The sequence below is a fragment of the Bifidobacterium pongonis genome, from assembly GCF_019331805.1.
Taxonomy (GTDB): Bacteria; Actinomycetota; Actinomycetes; order Actinomycetales; family Bifidobacteriaceae; genus Bifidobacterium; species Bifidobacterium pongonis.
On sequence record NZ_JAHBBE010000020.1, the window covers coordinates 21675 to 39562 of the forward strand.

The 17888-nt window shown below is 61.6% G+C and carries 18 protein-coding genes and 3 tRNA genes; 9 read left to right on the forward strand and 12 right to left on the reverse strand.

Annotation, left to right across the window (positions count from 1 at the left end; genetic code table 11):
- Positions 1 to 96 precede the first annotated feature (96 nt).
- The 3 genes from nudC to KIH75_RS06125 form a co-directional block, all read right to left on the reverse strand.
- On the reverse strand, positions 97 to 1227 hold the full coding sequence (gene nudC / locus KIH75_RS06115) for an NAD(+) diphosphatase (RefSeq protein WP_219055882.1): 1131 nt from the start codon (positions 1225 to 1227) through the stop codon (positions 97 to 99).
- Between the two features lie 3 nt (positions 1228 to 1230).
- Positions 1231 to 2076: an alpha/beta fold hydrolase gene (locus tag KIH75_RS06120; protein WP_219055883.1), complete on the reverse strand. Its 846-nt coding sequence runs from the start codon at positions 2074 to 2076 to the stop codon at positions 1231 to 1233.
- A 122-nt stretch (positions 2077 to 2198) separates the two neighbouring features.
- The gene (locus KIH75_RS06125; protein ID WP_219055909.1) at positions 2199 to 2816 is read right to left on the reverse strand and encodes a DUF4916 domain-containing protein; all 618 of its coding nucleotides are present in this window, start codon (positions 2814 to 2816) and stop codon (positions 2199 to 2201) included.
- A 128-nt stretch (positions 2817 to 2944) separates the two neighbouring features.
- On the opposite strand from KIH75_RS06125, the gene trxA reads away from it, so the two are divergent.
- Both trxA and KIH75_RS06135 read left to right on the forward strand, forming a co-directional pair.
- Positions 2945 to 3292, forward strand: coding sequence for a thioredoxin (trxA, locus tag KIH75_RS06130; RefSeq protein ID WP_219055884.1), 348 nt, complete (start codon positions 2945 to 2947; stop codon positions 3290 to 3292).
- Positions 3293 to 3434: 142 nt separating this feature from the next.
- Positions 3435 to 4430 carry an aggregation-promoting factor C-terminal-like domain-containing protein gene (locus tag KIH75_RS06135; RefSeq protein ID WP_219055885.1) on the forward strand — a complete coding sequence of 332 codons (996 nt, stop codon included), beginning with the start codon at positions 3435 to 3437 and terminating at the stop codon, positions 4428 to 4430.
- 259 nt (positions 4431 to 4689) lie between these two features.
- On the opposite strand, the gene fucO is transcribed toward KIH75_RS06135, so the two are convergent.
- Entirely contained in the window at positions 4690 to 5841 is a 1152-nt protein-coding gene (fucO, locus tag KIH75_RS06140; protein ID WP_219055886.1) for a lactaldehyde reductase, read from the reverse strand.
- Positions 5842 to 6134: 293 nt separating this feature from the next.
- On the opposite strand from fucO, the gene mscL reads away from it, so the two are divergent.
- Together mscL and KIH75_RS06150 are read left to right on the forward strand one after the other, a co-directional pair.
- Complete coding sequence (mscL, locus tag KIH75_RS06145; RefSeq protein ID WP_219055887.1) at positions 6135 to 6671, forward strand: large conductance mechanosensitive channel protein MscL; 537 nt, start codon at positions 6135 to 6137, stop codon at positions 6669 to 6671.
- Positions 6672 to 6712: 41 nt separating this feature from the next.
- Entirely contained in the window at positions 6713 to 7273 is a 561-nt protein-coding gene (locus tag KIH75_RS06150; protein WP_219055888.1) for a 3'-5' exonuclease, read from the forward strand.
- 987 nt (positions 7274 to 8260) lie between these two features.
- Here KIH75_RS06150 and KIH75_RS06155 read toward each other — a convergent pair.
- Positions 8261 to 8332, reverse strand: a tRNA-Glu gene (locus KIH75_RS06155).
- A gap of 167 nt (positions 8333 to 8499) precedes the next feature.
- Positions 8500 to 9360: a tRNA (guanosine(46)-N7)-methyltransferase TrmB gene (gene trmB, locus KIH75_RS06160; RefSeq protein ID WP_219055889.1), complete on the reverse strand. Its 861-nt coding sequence runs from the start codon at positions 9358 to 9360 to the stop codon at positions 8500 to 8502.
- Between the two features lie 178 nt (positions 9361 to 9538).
- Between trmB and KIH75_RS06165 the strand changes: the two genes are divergently transcribed.
- A tRNA-Asp gene (locus KIH75_RS06165) sits at positions 9539 to 9612 on the forward strand.
- A gap of 44 nt (positions 9613 to 9656) precedes the next feature.
- Positions 9657 to 9732 (forward strand) — tRNA-Phe (locus KIH75_RS06170).
- A 226-nt stretch (positions 9733 to 9958) separates the two neighbouring features.
- Here the strand turns inward: KIH75_RS06170 and KIH75_RS06175 are convergent.
- From KIH75_RS06175 to KIH75_RS06185, 3 genes are all read right to left on the reverse strand, one after another.
- A complete protein-coding gene (locus KIH75_RS06175; RefSeq protein WP_219055890.1) occupies positions 9959 to 10480 on the reverse strand; it encodes a low molecular weight protein-tyrosine-phosphatase in 522 nt (173 codons plus the stop codon).
- 117 nt (positions 10481 to 10597) lie between these two features.
- Positions 10598 to 11260 (reverse strand): dihydrofolate reductase, encoded by a 663-nt coding sequence (locus KIH75_RS06180; protein ID WP_219055891.1) that lies wholly within the window; start codon positions 11258 to 11260, stop codon positions 10598 to 10600.
- Positions 11261 to 11335: 75 nt separating this feature from the next.
- Positions 11336 to 12136, reverse strand: a complete 801-nt coding sequence (locus KIH75_RS06185; protein WP_219055910.1) for a thymidylate synthase — start codon at positions 12134 to 12136, stop codon at positions 11336 to 11338.
- 334 nt (positions 12137 to 12470) lie between these two features.
- Between KIH75_RS06185 and KIH75_RS06190 the strand changes: the two genes are divergently transcribed.
- Positions 12471 to 12884 (forward strand): OsmC family protein, encoded by a 414-nt coding sequence (locus KIH75_RS06190; protein ID WP_219055892.1) that lies wholly within the window; start codon positions 12471 to 12473, stop codon positions 12882 to 12884.
- Positions 12885 to 13000: 116 nt separating this feature from the next.
- Here the strand turns inward: KIH75_RS06190 and KIH75_RS06195 are convergent, their stop codons facing one another.
- The 3 genes from KIH75_RS06195 to KIH75_RS06205 all read right to left on the reverse strand — a co-directional run bounded on the left by KIH75_RS06195 (position 13001) and on the right by KIH75_RS06205 (position 16132).
- Positions 13001 to 14035 carry a universal stress protein gene (locus KIH75_RS06195; RefSeq protein WP_219055893.1) on the reverse strand — a complete coding sequence of 345 codons (1035 nt, stop codon included), beginning with the start codon at positions 14033 to 14035 and terminating at the stop codon, positions 13001 to 13003.
- Positions 14036 to 14276: 241 nt separating this feature from the next.
- A complete protein-coding gene (locus KIH75_RS06200; protein ID WP_236028085.1) occupies positions 14277 to 15014 on the reverse strand; it encodes a C40 family peptidase in 738 nt (245 codons plus the stop codon).
- 203 nt (positions 15015 to 15217) lie between these two features.
- Positions 15218 to 16132, reverse strand: coding sequence for a CHAP domain-containing protein (locus KIH75_RS06205; RefSeq protein ID WP_219055895.1), 915 nt, complete (start codon positions 16130 to 16132; stop codon positions 15218 to 15220).
- A gap of 231 nt (positions 16133 to 16363) precedes the next feature.
- Here KIH75_RS06205 and serC point away from each other — a divergent pair, with 231 nt between their 5' ends.
- Together serC and KIH75_RS06215 are read left to right on the forward strand one after the other, a co-directional pair.
- Positions 16364 to 17506 (forward strand): phosphoserine transaminase, encoded by a 1143-nt coding sequence (gene serC, locus KIH75_RS06210; protein ID WP_219055896.1) that lies wholly within the window; start codon positions 16364 to 16366, stop codon positions 17504 to 17506.
- 10 nt (positions 17507 to 17516) lie between these two features.
- Complete coding sequence (locus KIH75_RS06215; RefSeq protein ID WP_219055897.1) at positions 17517 to 17771, forward strand: DUF2530 domain-containing protein; 255 nt, start codon at positions 17517 to 17519, stop codon at positions 17769 to 17771.
- The last annotated feature ends 117 nt before the right edge of the window (positions 17772 to 17888 follow it).

Consider the following 17888-nt stretch of genomic DNA (forward strand, 5'->3'; position numbering starts at 1 on the left):
ACTTTCAACGACTATACGACGACGTCACCCCATCAGGTGCCGTGAATGGCTGGAATCTCAGGCCTTCCGAATACGGTAAAAAACCGCTGCGCCATCTCATCCGAGCTCGTGGCCCAGCCACTGCTCGATCATGTAACGGGCTATGGTCGCCTTGCCCGGCGCGCTGATGCGCCCTGTGATGATGGCCGACGTGTACTCGTCCCGGGTCATCCACTGCGCATCGACCGTTTCCGAACCGTCCACATGAACATCCGTGCCGAGCGCGTGCGCCTTGAACGCCACCATCAACGAGGCGGGGTACGGCCACGGCTGCGAGCCGAGATACTTGACTTCGCCCAGCGTGATGCCGGTTTCCTCTTTCGCCTCGCGGCGCACCGCATGTTCCAGGTTCTCGCCCGCCTCCACGAATCCGGCGGAAACCGAATACAGCGTGGGGTTGTTCCAAGCCGCATTGTGCTGGATCAGCAGGCGGTCGGCGGAATCGACCACAAGCGTGATCACCGCCGGTTCGACGCGCGGGAACAACAGTCTGCCGCAGTTTTCCCCCTCCGTGCACCGCTGCGCCCAGCCGCCCATGGCCGCTTCGACGGGAGCGCCGCAGGCCGGGCAGTGCCGCTGTCTGTTATGCCAGACGCTCAACGCCACCGCACTGGTGGCCTGACCTGCCTCGCGGGCGTTGGCATGCGGGGCGAAACCACGCAGATCCACCCAGTCGAACCGGTGTTCCGCCTGCTGCAGCAGATCCGCGCCGCCGTTTGCCGCCGCATCATCGCCTTGGCCCGCCGCACTGCCCGGCGTGGACCTGCCGTAGCCGGCAAGCTGCCCGTCGACGGTACCGCTGTCCCCATTGTTGCAATCGTCGTCACCGTTCGCGGCCACGACACGCGTGATATCCACCGCGATCACATGCCGCACGCCCTTCGCGCCGGAATACCCGCCGAGGAACATGGCCACTGCCTGCGGGTGCCGCTCCAAGGCCTTCGCCGCGTAGGCGCCGGGCAGCGTGGCCAGTCGCATCGACGCGTTCTCATAGTCGGCCATCGCGCCCTGCCCACGCGGCACCGCCACGCGCCCATCACAGGTCAGCATGACCGTGGTGGCCGGTTCGGCCAGTACCGTCTGCAGCAGGTCGGGTTCGCCGCGACGTTCGGTTTCATAGTCGATATCGCCCTGCGCAAGAGGCAGGAAGGGAAGCACCTGGGTAAGCGCCAACGGGTTCAATGCCATGATTCAGCCCACTCTTCTCATCAGATCGACCAAGGCCGCCGCAACCGTGTTCGGGTGTTCGACGGCGCTGAAATGACCGCAATCGGGGATGGCGGTGAAAGTCGCGTTGCTGCCGATGCGTTCGGCGAGAGGGCCCATGACGGAAGGATTACTGGTCGGATCGAGTTCGCCGGACACCACCGCCACCGGCACGTCCATGCTTTCCGGAACGCCGGCCAACTCGGGGCGGCCGTACGTCATACGCTGACGCCATGCGAGCCCGGCCGGGTTCTGTTCCTCGATCCATGCGGTCATGCGGTCGATGAACTCCTGCGAGCGCTTCACCGTGGAATCGTTCGGTCCGGCTTGGGCGAAGTGCATGACCGGCTGCACCGAATCCGTGGATTCGCAGGCGTCGGATGTTTCGAGTCGCGCCTCGCCGCCGACGCCGTCGCTGGATGCCATGGTGTCGCACAGCGCGACGCCCGCCACCGCTTCGGGGTGGAGACGGTACAGGTCGGTGACCAGATAGCCACCCATGGAAAGGCCAACCCAGACGGCTTTGCCGTACCCGGCTTCATGCAGCATGGCCACATACGATTCGGCCATGCGGTCAAGCGCGTCCGGGTAGGAGCCGTTGGCCGCGCGGCGGCCGGATTGCGCGTCGCTGGGCGCCGGGGACAGGCCGGAGCCCGGCATGTCGGGTGCCCAGATGGCGAAATCGGGCAGCCCGGCCTCGTCGGCGAGCGCGGCGATGCGTTCCGCGCAGCGCTCCCACATGCGTCCGTCCACCGGGTAGGCGTTCGCCAGGATCAGCGGCGTGCTGGTGCCGTCGCCTTCGCGCAGCACGCGGTTGTGGATTTCGAACATTCGTCGTCTCTTTCTCTTCGACTCTCTTCGCTATTCTTCAGCGTTTCGGTATTGCGCCGTTCCGGCGTTCGCCGTCGCTTCGGCCTTGTGGTCGTTGACCGGCGTCGTGCCGAAACGATACGTCAGATGCCCGCCCAGCGCAGCGCCGACCGGACGATGCGCCCGTGGCAGTTGCCCATTTGCTGCAGGAACACGTCGATCCTCTCGTCATGCGGATCGATCCATTCCACGTCGAGCGTTTCGTCCTGCGGGTGGCAGTCGCCGGCGATCGGCACCACGTAGCACAGCGCGATCGCGTGCTGGCGCGGATCGAAGTATTCGCTTACGCCGGGTGTGGGGAAGAATTCGGCCACGGTGAAGGGCTGCGGGCTGATCGGCAGCACCGGCAGGGCGATATCGCCCAAGTCCTTGGACACGTTGCGTGCGATGGCTTCGCGCAGCGTTTCGTGGAACAGCACTCTACCGGAGATGAGCGCGCGTTCCACGGAGCCGTCGTCGGTGACGTGCAGCAGCGAGCCGATGCGCGTGATGCGGCCGAACTCGTCCGTGCGTACGGGCACCACGCATACGTAGGCGATGGGCACTTCGCCGCGCACGCGGTTGATCTCATCGGATCCGAGCCACCCCGGAGGATTGCCATGGCCGTTCCCTCGGATGAAATCCTCGGGAGTGACATGATCGAATTCCCCGCGGGAGCGGCCTGCGTCGAAATCGCCTTCCTCAGGCACTTCATCATTCATCACTGGCATACGTCTCATTATGGCGCGTTTTCATGTGCGCCGCGTGTTCGCCCCTCGCTCAATGGTTGATTTCGCCGCGTATTGTGGGACACTGGAGACGGCTTATCCACGCGCAAAGGAGTTTTTCAATGGCCACCATTCAGGTTTCCTCCGCCGATTTCGAGCGGACCATCACCGACAACGAGCTGGTTTTCGTCGATTTCTGGGCGACGTGGTGCGGACCGTGCCGCGCGTTCGGCCCGATTTACGAGGCGGCCAGCAATAAGCCCGAGAACGCCGACATCGTGTTCGCGAAGATCGACATCGACGCCAGCCAGGATCTCGCCCAGGCCGCCGGCATCCAGGCGGTCCCGACCCTCATGGTGGTGAAGAAGGGGCAGATCGTCTTCAAGCAGGCCGGCGCGCTGCAGGCCGCCGATCTGGATGATCTGATCGAACAGGCCAAGAATCTCAAGGTCGAGGATCAGGAGAACTAATCGCGTTTTCCGCGGAACGGCCGGCTGCCTCCAGCCGGCCGTTCCGCGCCTTTTATATGCGTCTCATGCTCATGTACCTCTCTGTGACTATCATGGAGGAAGGTTGTGTGCCATGGAGGCGCATTCATTGTTAAGGAGTAAGATGGCGAAACATCGCAAAAACACCCCTACTCTCGCATCCCTGAGCAAGCGTCAGTGGACGCGCATCATCTCGGTGCTGGGTGCGGTGGGGTTGCTTGCAGGCGCAGGCGTCGTCTCCCATAACTTCTATCAGGATTCCGCATCCCCGCAGATGACGGCCACTTCGTTCTCCGCCACCGACGCGTCCAAGGAGGTCTCCCGTGGAGGCCAGCGCGGCGCGGTCGACGGCACCGCATACGTCACCGTCAAGATCAACGGCAAGTCCCGTACCGTGCTTGGCACCAAGTTCACCGATGTCAAGTCCGTGCTGGATGCCGGCGATATCGTGCTTGAGCCGGAAGACACCATCTCCCCCTCGCTGACCACCAAGGTCACCGAATCCACCGTGATTTCCATCGAACGCGCGGGCGCGACGCTGGAGACCACCGATTCCGATATCGCGTTCAACATCGTGAAGAAGGAGACCGACGCGCTGCCGAAGGGCACCGAGAAGGTGCAGCAGGAAGGCAAGAAGGGCGTGATGGAGGCCACGAACCTCGTCACCCGCGCCGGTGGCAAGATCGTCTCCTCCACCACGTTCGCCTCGTACGTCAAGGAAGCCCCGACCGATCAGATCGTGCTGGTCGGCACCGGTTCCACTTCCTCGTCTTCTTCGTCTTCCAGCGCGGCTTCCAGTCTCGGCACCACGGTCCCCGCTTCCGAAATGCAGTCCTGGGCGCATGACTACCTGATTTCGAACGGCTACACCGAAGCCGATTTCACCGCCGCCGTCTACATCATCAACCACGAGTCCGGCTGGCGCGTGGACGCCACCAACGCCTCCTCCGGCGCATATGGCCTGCCGCAGGCGCTGCCCGGCAGCAAGATGGCTTCCGCGGGCGCCGACTGGGCCACCAACTACCAGACCCAGTTCAAGTGGTTCGTGGGCTACTGCAACCAGCGCTACGGCTCGCTGCAGGGCGCGTACACCTACTGGCTGGCGAATCACTGCTACTGATCGACCGATCGCCGCGCAACACGCGCGAATACGCCGAGGGGCGGGACCTTACCGGGTCTCGCCCCTCGGCGTTTCTACGGGTTTGCGGACAGTTCGGCACATCATGCGCACAGCTGACAGCGGAACCGACCAGATTCCTGATCGGAACCGGCCTCAATAAGCGACGTGCCCACCGGTTTCGCACGAATCGCGGGACGAAACCGATGGGCACGTACGGGTCATGCCGGCGGGACTATACGCACAGCCGCCGGTGGCCGGATCACATCAGGCTGGTGTAGATCTTGAGGATGTCCTCCTGCGTGGCCTGACGCGGGTTGCCCGGCGTGCACACGTCGTGGAAGGCGTCGTGGGCCAGCGGTTCGAGATCGGCCTCGGTGGCGCCGACCTCGGAGATCGTGGTCGGGTTGCCCAGATCCACGGTGAGCTTGTGCACGGCCTGCACGGCCTCCTCGCGCACCTTCTCGATGTCGCCGGTGTAGGCGTCCTCCACGCCGAAGGCGTCGGCGATGTCACGGTACTTCTCGCCGGTGTAGTCCTTGTTGTATTCCATGACCGGGGCCAGCAGGATGCCGTTGGCGACGCCGTGGGCCACGCCGAGACGGCCGCCCAGCGGGTGCGCCATACCGTGCACCAGGCCGAGGCCGACGTTGGAGTAGGCCATGCCGGTGATGTAGGAGGCGTAGGCCATCTGCTCGCCCGCGGGCACGTCACCGTCCGCGCTCTTGGCGAGGTTCTTGGCGATCATGCGGATGGTCTGCATCGACAGGCAGTCGGACAGGCTCCACGCGCCCGGCGTGATGTAGCCTTCGATGGCATGGGTCAGCGCGTCCAGACCGGTGGCGACCTTGAGGCCGCGCGGCATGGAATCGGTCAGATCGGGGTCGACGAAGGCGACGATCGGGATGTCGTGCGGGTCGACCGCCACGAACTTGCGCTTGTTGGCGGTGTCGGTGACCACGTAGTTGATGGTGGTTTCGGAGGCGGTGCCTGCGGTGGTGGGCACGCCGAAGATCGGGACGGACGGGTTCTTGGTGTCGGCCACGCCTTCCAGGCTCAGCACGTCGGCGAACTCCGGGTTCGCGGTGATGATGCCGATGCCCTTGCAGGTGTCCTGCGGGGAGCCGCCGCCCAGGCCGATCAGGAAGTCGGCGCCGGATGCGGCGAACTTGGCGACGCCGTCCTGGATGCATTCGACCGGCGGGTTCGGCTTGACGTTGTCGAACACCTCATACGGCATACCGGCCTCGTCGAGCACGTCGGTGACCTTCTTGACCGTGCCGGTCTCCAACAACACCGGATCGGTGACAATGAACGCCTTGGTGAATCCGTGGGACTTGGCGACACCCGGGATCTCCTTGATAGCGCCGCGACCGAAATACGCCGTCTGGTTGAAAATCATGCGGTAGACCATGCTTAATCTCCTTTGAAAGCCGGTTTCTGTATCCAACTTGGCTTCGCGCTTCTTCACGCGACCAACAACACCCCAGTATACGCGCGAGCGAATGTGAGCGGGAACATCGACACACAAGCGTTTCGTTTTTCCACGCCGCGGCCCACCCTCAGCGCGACACGCCGGCAAAAGCTCACCATTCCGCCGCAGACTTCTTATTCCGCCGTGCCCCGCCAAGGTTTCTCCGGTTATGCATAATGGAGGCGATACATCGCAATCACGATATCCGCATCCAACACGAAGGAGTTTCGATCATGACCAGTAGCGACGGCAACGAAGGCACCAGCAACGTCAACGCGCAGGACGTGGCGGCCGATCTCGCCAAAAGCGTGGACAAGGCGGCCCGCAAGGTGGTTTCCCTCACCGACAAGGGCCCGATCAAGGGGTTCAAGAAGTTCATCTCGCGCGGTTCGATGATCGACATGGCGGTCGGCGTGGTCATGGGCTCCGCCGTCACCACCGTGGTGACGTCGATCGTGAACAATCTGATCAGCCCGCTGATCGGCATGGTCGGCGGCGTGCCGGACATGTCCGGCGTGCTGACGATCACGTTCAACGGCGCCACCATCTCCTTCGGCGCGATCCTCAACGCCATCATCAACTTCCTGCTCATCGGCGTGGCCGTGTACTTCTGCATCGTGCTGCCGATCAACAAGGTGCGCGACATGACCAGCAACGAGCAGGAGGAGAGCGCGGAACCGTCCACCGAGGAGCAGACGCTCGCTGTGCTGCAGGAGATCCGCGACGAGCTCAAGCGCGGCTCGCAGGCGGCTTCCGCAGGCGAACGGTAACCTCCCCACTTCCACCCATTCCAGACCGTATCGGAGCATTCATGGCCATTCAACGTACGTTCAAGGGCGACAGCCTGCTTATCGCGGTCGACGACTATGTGGTCGTCGACCTGGAGACCACCGGCGTCAGCCCGGCGCGTGACCGCATCATCGAAATCGGCGCGGTCCGCGTCGAAGGCGGAACCGTCACCGCCGAATACAGCAAGCTGGTGAATCCCGGTCGCCCCGTGGGAGGGTTCATCACCAATCTGACAGGCATCAGCGACGAGATGGTGCGCACCGCATCGCCCATCGACGACGTACTGCCGGATTTCCTCGACCATCTGCGCCCGAACGACACAATCGTGGCCCATAACGCGAACTTCGACGTCAACTTCCTGTACGACAACTGCATGCGCGTCCTGGACAGGCCGTTCTCCTACGATTTCATCGACACGCTGAGGATGAGCCGCGCCCTGTTCCCCGATGAGCGCCAGCACCGCCTGGTGGATCTGATCCAGCGTTTCGGCATCGCCGACGAGGAGGAGCACCGCGGTCTGAGCGATGCCCTGCAGACCGTGGAATGCTATGAACGCATGAAACCGATGTTGGCGGGCCTCTGAGACGGCTACGCATGCCCGGCATGATTACAGGCCCAGCAAGGATGACTTCCTGCTGGGCCTTTGTGATATGCAACTATGCTTCGCCATACCTCCCATTCGCGAGCACAAATCCACGATAACAACATTCGTTGCTTTACTTCCAAAGCCAAAACGTCAAGGCTTATTATGAAGCCGTATCATTCAAAAGATCAGAGAGAAAGCATAAAAAAGCAACAACCGTAACGCAGTGCCTCTATCTACAGAAATGACATACGCTCACAAGAAACATCCCAAAGACACCATTTCATGGTTTGGGCTATCGGCCAACGCAAAAGTCAGGTTTATCTAATGCCATTCCCCACATATTGTTGGCAAATTTGGCTGCCGTACTGCATCATTTGCATATCGCCAATCATCGGCATTATGCAGATAATACCATCCTTGTTCCGAGGGAAAATGTGGAAGATCGCGATAGGGCTAGTTCAACTAGCCCTCAGCGCAGCAGGAGTTCTCTTGTTTTTCACTACCCCCACGGTCTCCGGGGGCATGTGCATCGATAGCGCCTTTACAACTTGGCAAGCAGGAATAAAGCCGCCTCTTGGAGGTGATGAATGGCTGGCATGCACATTGGCAAGTCAACATCAAGTAAGCGCCGGAGTCATTCTTGCCTGTTGTGCACTGCTGCTTTCCGGAGCCCTTTGCATTATCCGACTTCGAACGACATCTTACAAGCCTGATTTCGGAAAAAATAAATAGTCCGCTCAAACACGCAGGTAGATGAGTCTCCTGATGATTTGGGCACTTTCCATGCCACAATGAGCGCAATAACTGATATTGGCGGGGTTACGACGTAGCTATGTTGTGATTCCGCCAATATTGCAACATATTTCACGCTTGCATTTTATCCATATTTCGCTGATGGTTAGCGTTGGTTGAGCATCACCGTGGATGCGGAATGGAAACTTTTGAAAATATAAGAAAAGCCGCTGTCTCCAGCGGCTTCATCGGTACCCCCTGAGAGAGTCGAACTCTCGTTGTCAGATTGAAAGTCTGGTGTCCTAACCGTTAGACGAAGGGGGCTAACAACTCGATTAATAATACACGAGTTGCTTTCGCATGCAAATCGAGACTCCGCTTCGGCGTGTCGCGCCATGCTCAACGGACCGCAAGGCCCTGCAAACACCAGCCGTGGCGCACCTTCAGCGCCCTCATGCCGATTCCAGCCAAGCCGGCCATGCCCCGGTCAATCAAGCCTTGCGATAGGTGAAATCGTGAATCACACGCCCGGCGGCAAGCCCCTTCTTCTCGAAGTTCGTCAGCACGCGCCCGGCGAAGCGCTCGGATTCGGCGAAATCGGCATGTGGCATATCGGCCGCCATATCGGCATTGCCCTTGCCCACATGCTCCACCGGCAGGCTCACGGTAACCCCTCCGGCATTCTCCCAGCCGTCAAGACCGTCCATCACCTCATGCACATGCAGCGCATAGTCCTCGATATCGGTGGCGATGCGCCACACTCCACCATCGGCGAGCGAGCGACGCACCTGGCCCGCGAGTTCGGGCTGCACGATGCGGCGCTTGTGATGCTTCTTCTTGGGCCAGGGATCGGGGAAGAACGTCCACACTTCGGCGGCCACGCCGTCAGCCATGACCTTGAACAGCTCGGGAGCGTTCACTTGGGCCACGCGCAGATTGCCAAGCCCCTTCTTGCCGGCGAGCAGAAGCGTATGGGCCACACCCGGGTCATACACCTCCAAGGCAAGGAAGTTGGTACCGGGGTTCGCCTCGGCGGCCGCCACGACGTTCTCGCCCTGGCCGGAACCGATTTCCACGATGAGCGGATTGGTGTTGCCCCACACCTTGCGCACGTATTCCCCGTCAAAGGCGAATCCTTCACGCACGTCCAGCGAACCTTCGCCCGCGTTGATATCGAGCAGATACTCGCCCGCATAGGTATCCCATGCGCGCTGCAGTCGGGCATCCAGGCGACCGGATCTGCGCACGAATGACAGCACCCGGTGGATGGGATGGCCGTTACGCTCGCCTTCAGGCCGGCTTTCCTCCGGCGTGTCGAAGATTTCCTGCTTTTTTTCGTTGTTTTCTTGCATAGTTCTCTATTATCCATGCCCGCAGGTCAGTTTCCGCGAAAATCTCGATTTGCGCCCAAAAACGTTGGAAAATAGCCGTTTTCAGCCTATTCCGCCAACCGCGACACGCCGAGAGTTGCACTCGGCTGAGAAGTCTGTAATATAACTACTCGTTGCTTCGCACAAACGAAAACAACACGGCCCCGTAGCTCAGTTGGTTAGAGCGCCGCCCTGTCACGGCGGAGGTCACCGGTTCAAGTCCGGCCGGGGTCGCTAGAATTGTCAGAACCCGGTTCGCCGGGTTTTTTCAACTCTATGGCTCTGTAGCTCAGTTGGTAGAGCGAACGACTGAAAATCGTTAGGTCAGCGGATCGATGCCGCTCGGAGCCACCACTTCAAACCCCTCTCCTCGGAGAGGGGTTTTCTGTTATCCACGGCAATCCGCCACACCGCACCGCCTGTCCATCACCACTTCTCCCCTGCCGCCCCATTACCATGCCGTGCCGCCGCCATACCGGCGTCGAACGCCCACGCAACGCGAAAAGGCCGCTGGAAGCCCCTCTACGGCTCCCAGCGGCCTTATACGTCCCTCTTTGTGGGCCCGGCTGGCGCAGTCGGCTCACGCGCCGATCTGTTCGGCCACCCAATCCACGATGTACGGGGCGACATGCTCGATCTGGTCGATGGCGACTTCGAACTCATGCTGGCCGCCGTACCACGGGTCCACCAGGTCGATCTGATCCTCACGGCCGGCCTTCGGCGTGGGTAGATCCGGATCGAAGCTGCGGTACATGTGCACTTCGCCACGCTTCGACGGCGGCAGTTGGCGCAGCAGCGCACGCATATGCGAGGCGGTCATCGGCAGGAAGAGGTCGGTGCGTTCGATCTCCTCACGGCTGATGCGGTGCGCGAAATGGTCGCGCGGGATCTCGTCGCCATACCCGCGCTGGCGCAGCACATGCACGGCGCGCGGGTCGATCGGATGGCTCCACTCCTCGTCGGAGACGCCGCTGGACTCCACGTTCACGCGGTCGCCGAGCCCGCGCTCATTGAAGAAATGGCGCAGAATGATCTCACCCATCGGGGAACGGCAGATATTGCCGGTGCAGACGGTCATTACCGTATAGATGTCATTGGCCATGATTGCTCCTTATCCACAAGACGGTTCTACAGGTTCTACAGATAGGTTTCTACCAAATACCTGGGTAAATAAAAAGGATGCCGCAGTGCTCCTGCGGCATCCGCCATATCAATCGTGTCAGCGCACGCGCGCGTACGTACGGAATCGGTACCCGCCGATGCCGTCGTTCGCGTTCTTCGGGGTGAAACGCTCCGAACGGTCGATGACCTCCCAGTCGCCGCTCTGTGCGAGCGCCGCGATGTCGGGAGCGTAGGTGTCCGCTTCGACCTCGGCATCGATATCGGTGACGTACACCTTGTTGGCCATCGGAATCGCCTCACGGAACAATTCCGCGCCACCGATCACCCAGATCTCCGAACGGTCAAGCCCGTCATCCGGGATGGCTTCCTGACGCGCCAGATCGAGCGCATCCTCCAGGCTGCCGATAACCGTCGCACCGACCGCACGGTACATCGGGTCATGCGTGACGACGATATTGTCGCGGTTCGGCAGCGGGCGGTACTTCGGCGAGAGGGATTCCCACGTGCGCCGCCCCATGATCACCGGGTGCGACACCGTCAGCTCCTGGAAATGCTTGAGATCCTCGGGAAGGTGCCACGGCATACCACCCTTGTATCCAATGGCTCCCGGCCTGCCCGACGTATCGCGGGCCTGCGCCCAAATCAAATTCACCGAGAACGTCTTGGGGAAATCGTCACCCCAATCCTCGGCCTCCTCCAGCCCGGCATCTCCGGGCTCGGGTTCGTGATAGCCGCTGCGGCTACTACTGTCATGCTCCATTTCACTCACTCCTTGGGTTCGCGGAACTGGCTCACCACTCTATTAGACGGCGGAGACGCGCCGCCGCGGCCGGTGTCAGACGGCGACGGGCGCCTTGATGGTGGGATGGTGCTTGTAGTCGATGATATGGAAGTCCTCGTAACGGTAGTCGAACAGCGAGGGCGCCTTGTCGATCTCGATGCGCGGGTACGGGTACGGTTCACGCCCAAGCTGCTCCAGGAACTGTTCGACATGGTTGTCGTAGACGTGGCAGTCGCCACCCGTCCACACGAATTCGCCGGGCTTCAAACCGGTCTGCTGGGCCATCATGAGCGTCAACAGCGAGTAGGAGGCGATGTTGAACGGCACGCCGAGGAACATGTCGCAGGAACGCTGGTACAGCTGGCAGCTGAGCTTGCCGTCGGCCACGTAGAACTGGAAAAGCGCGTGGCACGGGGGCAACGCCATGTTCTCGACTTCGGCGGGGTTCCATGCGGAAACCACCATGCGGCGCGAATCGGGATGGTTCTTGATCAGGTCCAGGACGTTCGAGATCTGGTCGATGGTGCGATTCGGGTCGTCCGGCGTGGGTGCCGGCCAGGAGCGCCACTGCACGCCGTATACGGGGCCGAGATCGCCGTTCTCATCGGCCCACTCGTCCCAGATGTGCACATTGTGTTCCAGCAGCCAGTTGATGTTGCTGGAGCCTTTGAGGAACCACAGCAGCTCGTAGGCGAGTCCCTTGAAGAACACGGTTTTGGTGGTGAGCAGGGGGAAGGATTCGCTCAGATCGAACCGCATCTGCTGGCCGAACAGGGAGATGGTGCCGGTGCCGGTGCGATCCGACTTCAACGTGCCTTCCGTGAGGATCTTGCGCACCAGATCCTCATAGGGCATGGGAATATCCGTTTCCGGACGCGCCGGAATGCGGGAACGGATCTCTTCGAGTTGCTCGGGAGTCAAAGCCATGGTATTCAACACCCATTTCTAATAGTCTTATGCTTGCTTTGCCTTACCTAACCTATCATGCCCCGAAGCTCGCGCATCCGGCGGATTCCCACACCTTTCGTGGAACACCGGTCCGCACACCGTGGCGCCGGCATGGTTCGCTTACGGCGTATCCGTTCCGCGCAATGCCACGAGGAATGGAACCACGCCATCGAATCAGCCGCCCGTGCGGCATAATTGAGCACGATAGCCCAAACGGACACGCGAATCTAAGGAGAAGCACATGGCAAAGCGACTGTGGGTCGAGCGCAATAAGGACGGTTCCTGGGACGCCTTCAGCGAGGACGGGGCGCATATCAAGTTCGGCAAGGGCCGTGGCCAGTTCACTCCGGGCGATCTGATGAAGATCGCGCTGGCCGGTTGCGCCGCGCTGTCCAGCCAGTTCGCCGTCGAGCACGCCCTGGGCGAGGGCAAGGGCGCGAAGATCGTCGTGGACGGCACCTACGACGCCGACAACGACGCCTACACGTCCTTCGAGGAGCAGGTGGAGATCGACGCCACCGACGCCGGTCTGAGCGACGAGGATGCCGATAAGCTGGCCGATCGCATCACCCGCCACGTAGACAAGGCGTGCACGGTCAAGCACACGTACGTGCAGGAAACCCCGGTGCGTATGAACGTCACCGTCAAGCACTGACAGCATGGTCCAGTCGCCGATCGGCGGCGAGACGATACGAATACGACGAAAGCCGGTCGAACCTTCAGAATACGGGTTCGACCGGCTTTCACATACGCTATGGGCGTGATCGGCGATCAGCGCTTGGGATCGATGGTCTTCTCGATTTCGGTGACGACCTCGCTCGGCGCGGTATCCACCGGAGCCTCCACAACGCCGGAGATGTCGTCCAGCGGCTTCGGGGCGACCTCGGCCGGGGAGCTCGGAACGGTGTCGAGACGGCTTTCCGCGGCCTCCACATACTTGCGGGGCACCACGTACACCGGGCTCACCGCATGCTGCAGCAGACCCTGGCTGATGGAACCGAGCAGCAGGCCGGTGAAGCCGCCGCGGCCACGGGAGCCGACGACCACCACGTCATGGTTGTAGCTGGCTTCGGTCAGCGTATGCACTGCGGAACCCGGAACGATACGGCAGTTGACGGACAGATCGGGGTATTCCTCCTGCAGCGGGGCCACACGGGTCTTCAGATCGTCCATGTAGGAATCGTAGACGCTGTCGTCGGCGCTCACGCCCTTGACCTCGGGGACGGCTGAAATGACTTCGAGCTCGGCGTTCCAGGAGGCGGCGAAGTCGGCCGCGATCTGCAGGGCCTTGATGCCCCACTTGGATTCGTCGGCGCCGACCGCGACCTTGGTGATGGTGTTGTTCAGATGCATGAGGTTGCCGTCATCGTCGGTGTAGGGCACCACGATGATCGGGCAGTACGCGTATGCGGGCAGGCTGGAGGACGTGGTGCCGAGCAGACGCTCCGCAAGGCCGCCCTTGCCACGGTTGCCAATGACGATGAGGTTGTAGTTGCGGGACAGTTCCACGAACACGGACGCAGGGTCACCGGTGACGATGAGCGTGGTGGCTTCGACGCCCTGCTCGTCGGCGATGGCCTTGGCCTTGGACAGAATCTCCTGTGCATCGGCGTGCGCGGCATTATCATCACCCATCGCGGTATAGGTGGCATCGAAGCTCACCGCCGCATAGCTGGGAAGGGAATAGGCACAGACGATCTGCAGGGTAAGACCCGCGTGCTTGGCGTAATTTGCTGCCCACCACGTGGCCTTGTAGCTGGCGTTCGAACCATCCACACCAACAAGAACGGCCTTGTCGTTGATCATGGCGACCTCCTTGAGATTGCTGACGGCACCGCTGTGAGCCGTCACTACAGTCAAGAATAGCGCGGTTTTTCATAAAACATTGGAAATGCAAGGAATCACGGCGGTTCGCGGGTGCCTGCGGCATGTCGAAAACCCGACAACGGCAATCCTTTTGCGGAAAATTCAAAGCAAAACGAAGGGGACGCGCCCACAACGGGCACGTCCCTTTCCAACGATGTTCAATCGACTATGAACCGACCGATCACAGCAGTCGACGAATCGAATAGCTGCCGGTGTACGCCCATGCGACCGGGGTGATCTGCGTACCCTGACTCGGGTTCAGCGCATTCACCACCATGCCGTTGCCGACATAGATGCCGGCATGCATGCTGTTGGCGATGATGTCGCCGGGCTGGGCTTCGGCGAGCGACGACACGGCGGTGCCGTAGCCTGCCTGAGCACCGGAGCTGTGCGGCAGGGAGATGCCGAACTGGGCGAACACGTACATCACGAAACCGGAGCAATCCCAGCCGCTGGTGGTGGAGCCGCCCCACACGTAGGGCACTTTGCCCACGAACTGTTCGGCGTAGGAGACCAGCGCGGCGGCGGTCTTGCTATCCGGCGGGTTCACGGTGACCGCGGAACCGGACGTACTGGTGGAGGAGGAATCAAGCGCGTCACGAGAGGCGGAACGGGATGCCGCGGCCGCCTGCTGCTGTTGCAGCTGTGCACGGGCTTCGGCTTCCTGACGCTCCTGCTCGGCACGAGCTTCGGCGTCCTTCTCGGCCTGCGACTTGGTCTTCGGCACATCGAGCGACTCGATGCCGCCCCAATTACCGCTGACGTCGGTGGACACGGATTCCTTGAGAACGTTCTTGCGAGCAACCGAGGTCTTGGGGAAGGAACGCTCGGATGCGACCACGCCGGCCTGATCGGCCGCGGTGGCTGCCGGGGCCGCCGCCACAAGCGTGGCGCAGACGGCGATGGCGGCTACGAACATTGACACGGTTTGCTTTACAGTCTTCATCGCTTTCCTACAATACCAGCGAGGGTTTCCTGTCGATAATGCACAAAGTCATGGGCTTCGCTGTAAATAACGCGACACGCCGTGGGGAAAAGCGGTCACAACAACCTGTGGTGTCGACAAATCACAACGGATTGGCGGCGAATCGGCCGAACGGATCCGTGATTGATATTGAACGATCAGTAATGAATGTATTCGAAATCGGAAACGTTGCTGTACGTCTTCGAATAAGTCTTGCCCTGCATGACGGAGCCGCATTCGGAAGTGGTGACGGAACCGTCCTCGTTGATCTTCTCGACGATCGCGACATGACCGTACGTGCTGTCGGAACCTTCCTGACCGGCACGGAACACCATGATGTCGCCGACATGACGAGGCGTGGTATCCACCCAATACCCCAGCGAACGCGCCGTGGCGGCCCATTGGCAACCATTGCCCATGTAGGAGCCCGCGGGCAGGCCAAGCTGATGGCGGCGGACATACACCCACCACGTGCACTGGCTGAACTCGTATGCGTTGCCGGAATCACCGGTGTCGTGGTTCGGATTGAACCCTGCGGGCAGCAGACTGCCGTCCTGATCCATCAGCTTGGCCACGTTCTCGTTGTTCGCCAGCGAGCGGGACATCTGCTTCACATCAAGTTCGGCGTTATCGCCCAAGGACCATGTGCCCTCGTTGGTGGACTGCTGGGTCTCGTCGGAAGCGATGGCGTCACGCACGCTGGAACGGGAGGCTGCAGCCTTCACGCTATGGATCTGGGTGGTGGTGAATTCCGCCTCGCTGGCCACAGGCAAACCACGTTCGGGCCCGGTCAGGCTGATGGCGGTGGCCGCGGTGCCCACCAGAGCGGCGAGCGACGCGGAGCCGAGAAGAAGATTACGGCGTTCGGCGGCACGGGCCGCCTCGCGCATGGAGCGCCTGGTCTGAGGCACCAGCTCATTGAGCTTTTCGGCGACGGCGGGTTCAAGACCCAGCACCGCGCCATTGCCCTCTATTCTCCGTGCTGCATGGCTCAGCCTGTTCGGACGGGCACTGCGCAGCAACGCAAGCGGGGTGCCTGAAGTCCTGGCCGATTTCGGCGCAGCATGCCTCATAAAAAATCACTCCTTAACCATGATCGTGAAACGCACCCGAGATATGGTCGCGCCTCATTCTCCCGTTCAACTGTACAAGCCGGCATGACCATCGTGCAACACCACGCTTCCACGGGCGTTCCATCAAACGCCGCTCACCCATGCCCCGGCAAGCCCTCACAGGGCACCGTGGAGCGCTTGGGCATGCGTGGCGCACCAGCCCCATCCGCCCTAGTGGCTAGGGTTGTTCCCATGGCCAATACAGTGAAGATTCCTACCGACATGCTTCCCGAGGACGGACGTTTCGGCTCCGGCCCGAGCAAAATACGCCCCGAACAGATCGCCGCGCTCGACGACGGCGCGACCAACCTGCTGGGCACATCCCACCGTCAGACGCCGGTGCGTCAGCTCGTGGGATCCATCCGCGAAGGACTCGCGTCCTTCTTCAACGTACCCGACGGCTACGAGATCGCGCTCGGCAACGGCGGCGCCAGCTGCTTCTGGGAGATCGCCTGCGCATCCCTGATCACCCGTCAGGCCGCCTTCGGCACCTACGGATCGTTCAGCTCCAAGTTCGCCAAGTCCGCAGCCAAGGCACCGTTCCTCGAAGACCCGGTGATCTACGAGGGCGAGCCCGGCACCTACCGTCTGCCGGAACTGACCGAATACGTCGACGCCTACTGCTGGGCGCATAACGAGACCTCCACCGGCGTGGCGGCCCCCGTGCGCAGGATCGAAGGCAGTGTGGAACAGGGTGCGCTGACCCTCATCGACGCCACCTCCGCCGCTGGCGCGCTGCCGGTCGACATCAGCCAGACCGACGCCTACTACTTCTCCCCGCAGAAGGCCTTCGGCTCGGACGGCGGCCTGTGGGTCGCGGTCCTCTCCCCCGCCGCCGTGGAACGCGCGAGCCGCGTGGAAGCCAACGTGAACCTGCCCGGCGCGAGCCGTTGGGTTCCGCCGTTCCTCTCGCTGACGAGCGCGTTGGAGAACTCCCGCAAGGATCAGACGCTCAACACGCCTTCCGTGGCGACCCTCATCATGATGGAGAACCAGGTGCGCTGGCTGAACGACAATGGCGGCATGGCCTGGGCCACCGCACGTTGCGCCAAGTCCGCCTCCACGCTGTACGCATGGGCCGAGGCCAGCGAATATGCCAAGCCGTTCGTCACCGACGAGGACGCACGTTCGCATGCCGTGGTCACCGTGGATCTGGACGAGTCGATCAACGCCGGCCAGATGATCTCCATCCTGCGCGAGAACGGCATCGTCGACACCGCCGGATACCGCAAGCTCGGCCGCAACCAGCTGCGCATCGGCGTGTTCCCGTCGGTCGAACCCTCCGATGTGCTGGCGCTCACCCGCTGCATCGATTATGTGGCGGAACGGATGTAAGCTACTCCCTATGAAGTTTGCTCCGATCATCGATCCGGCCGCACGCAAACCGGCTCCCAAGCCGGTGCGCGTGGACCTGCGCATCGTATTCTCGCTGGGCACCGGATTGTGGGCCGTCGCGCTGATCGCCTTCATCGTGCTGGGCACGATGGGATTTCAGACGAAGGAAGCCTGCATCGTGTGCGTTTCCGGTGTGATCATCGGGTTGCTGCTCCTCGTCTGGGAGCATTTCGACCGTTGGGATTACCGCCGGTTGGGCCAGTAGATACGAGATACGCCGTTCATCATGAACGTCCCCCATGAATTGCCATGGGGGACGTTTTTTGTTGCGTTTCGTTGTGTTTCGTTGAATTGCGCTGAATTGCGCTGCGCTTGGGCCCGA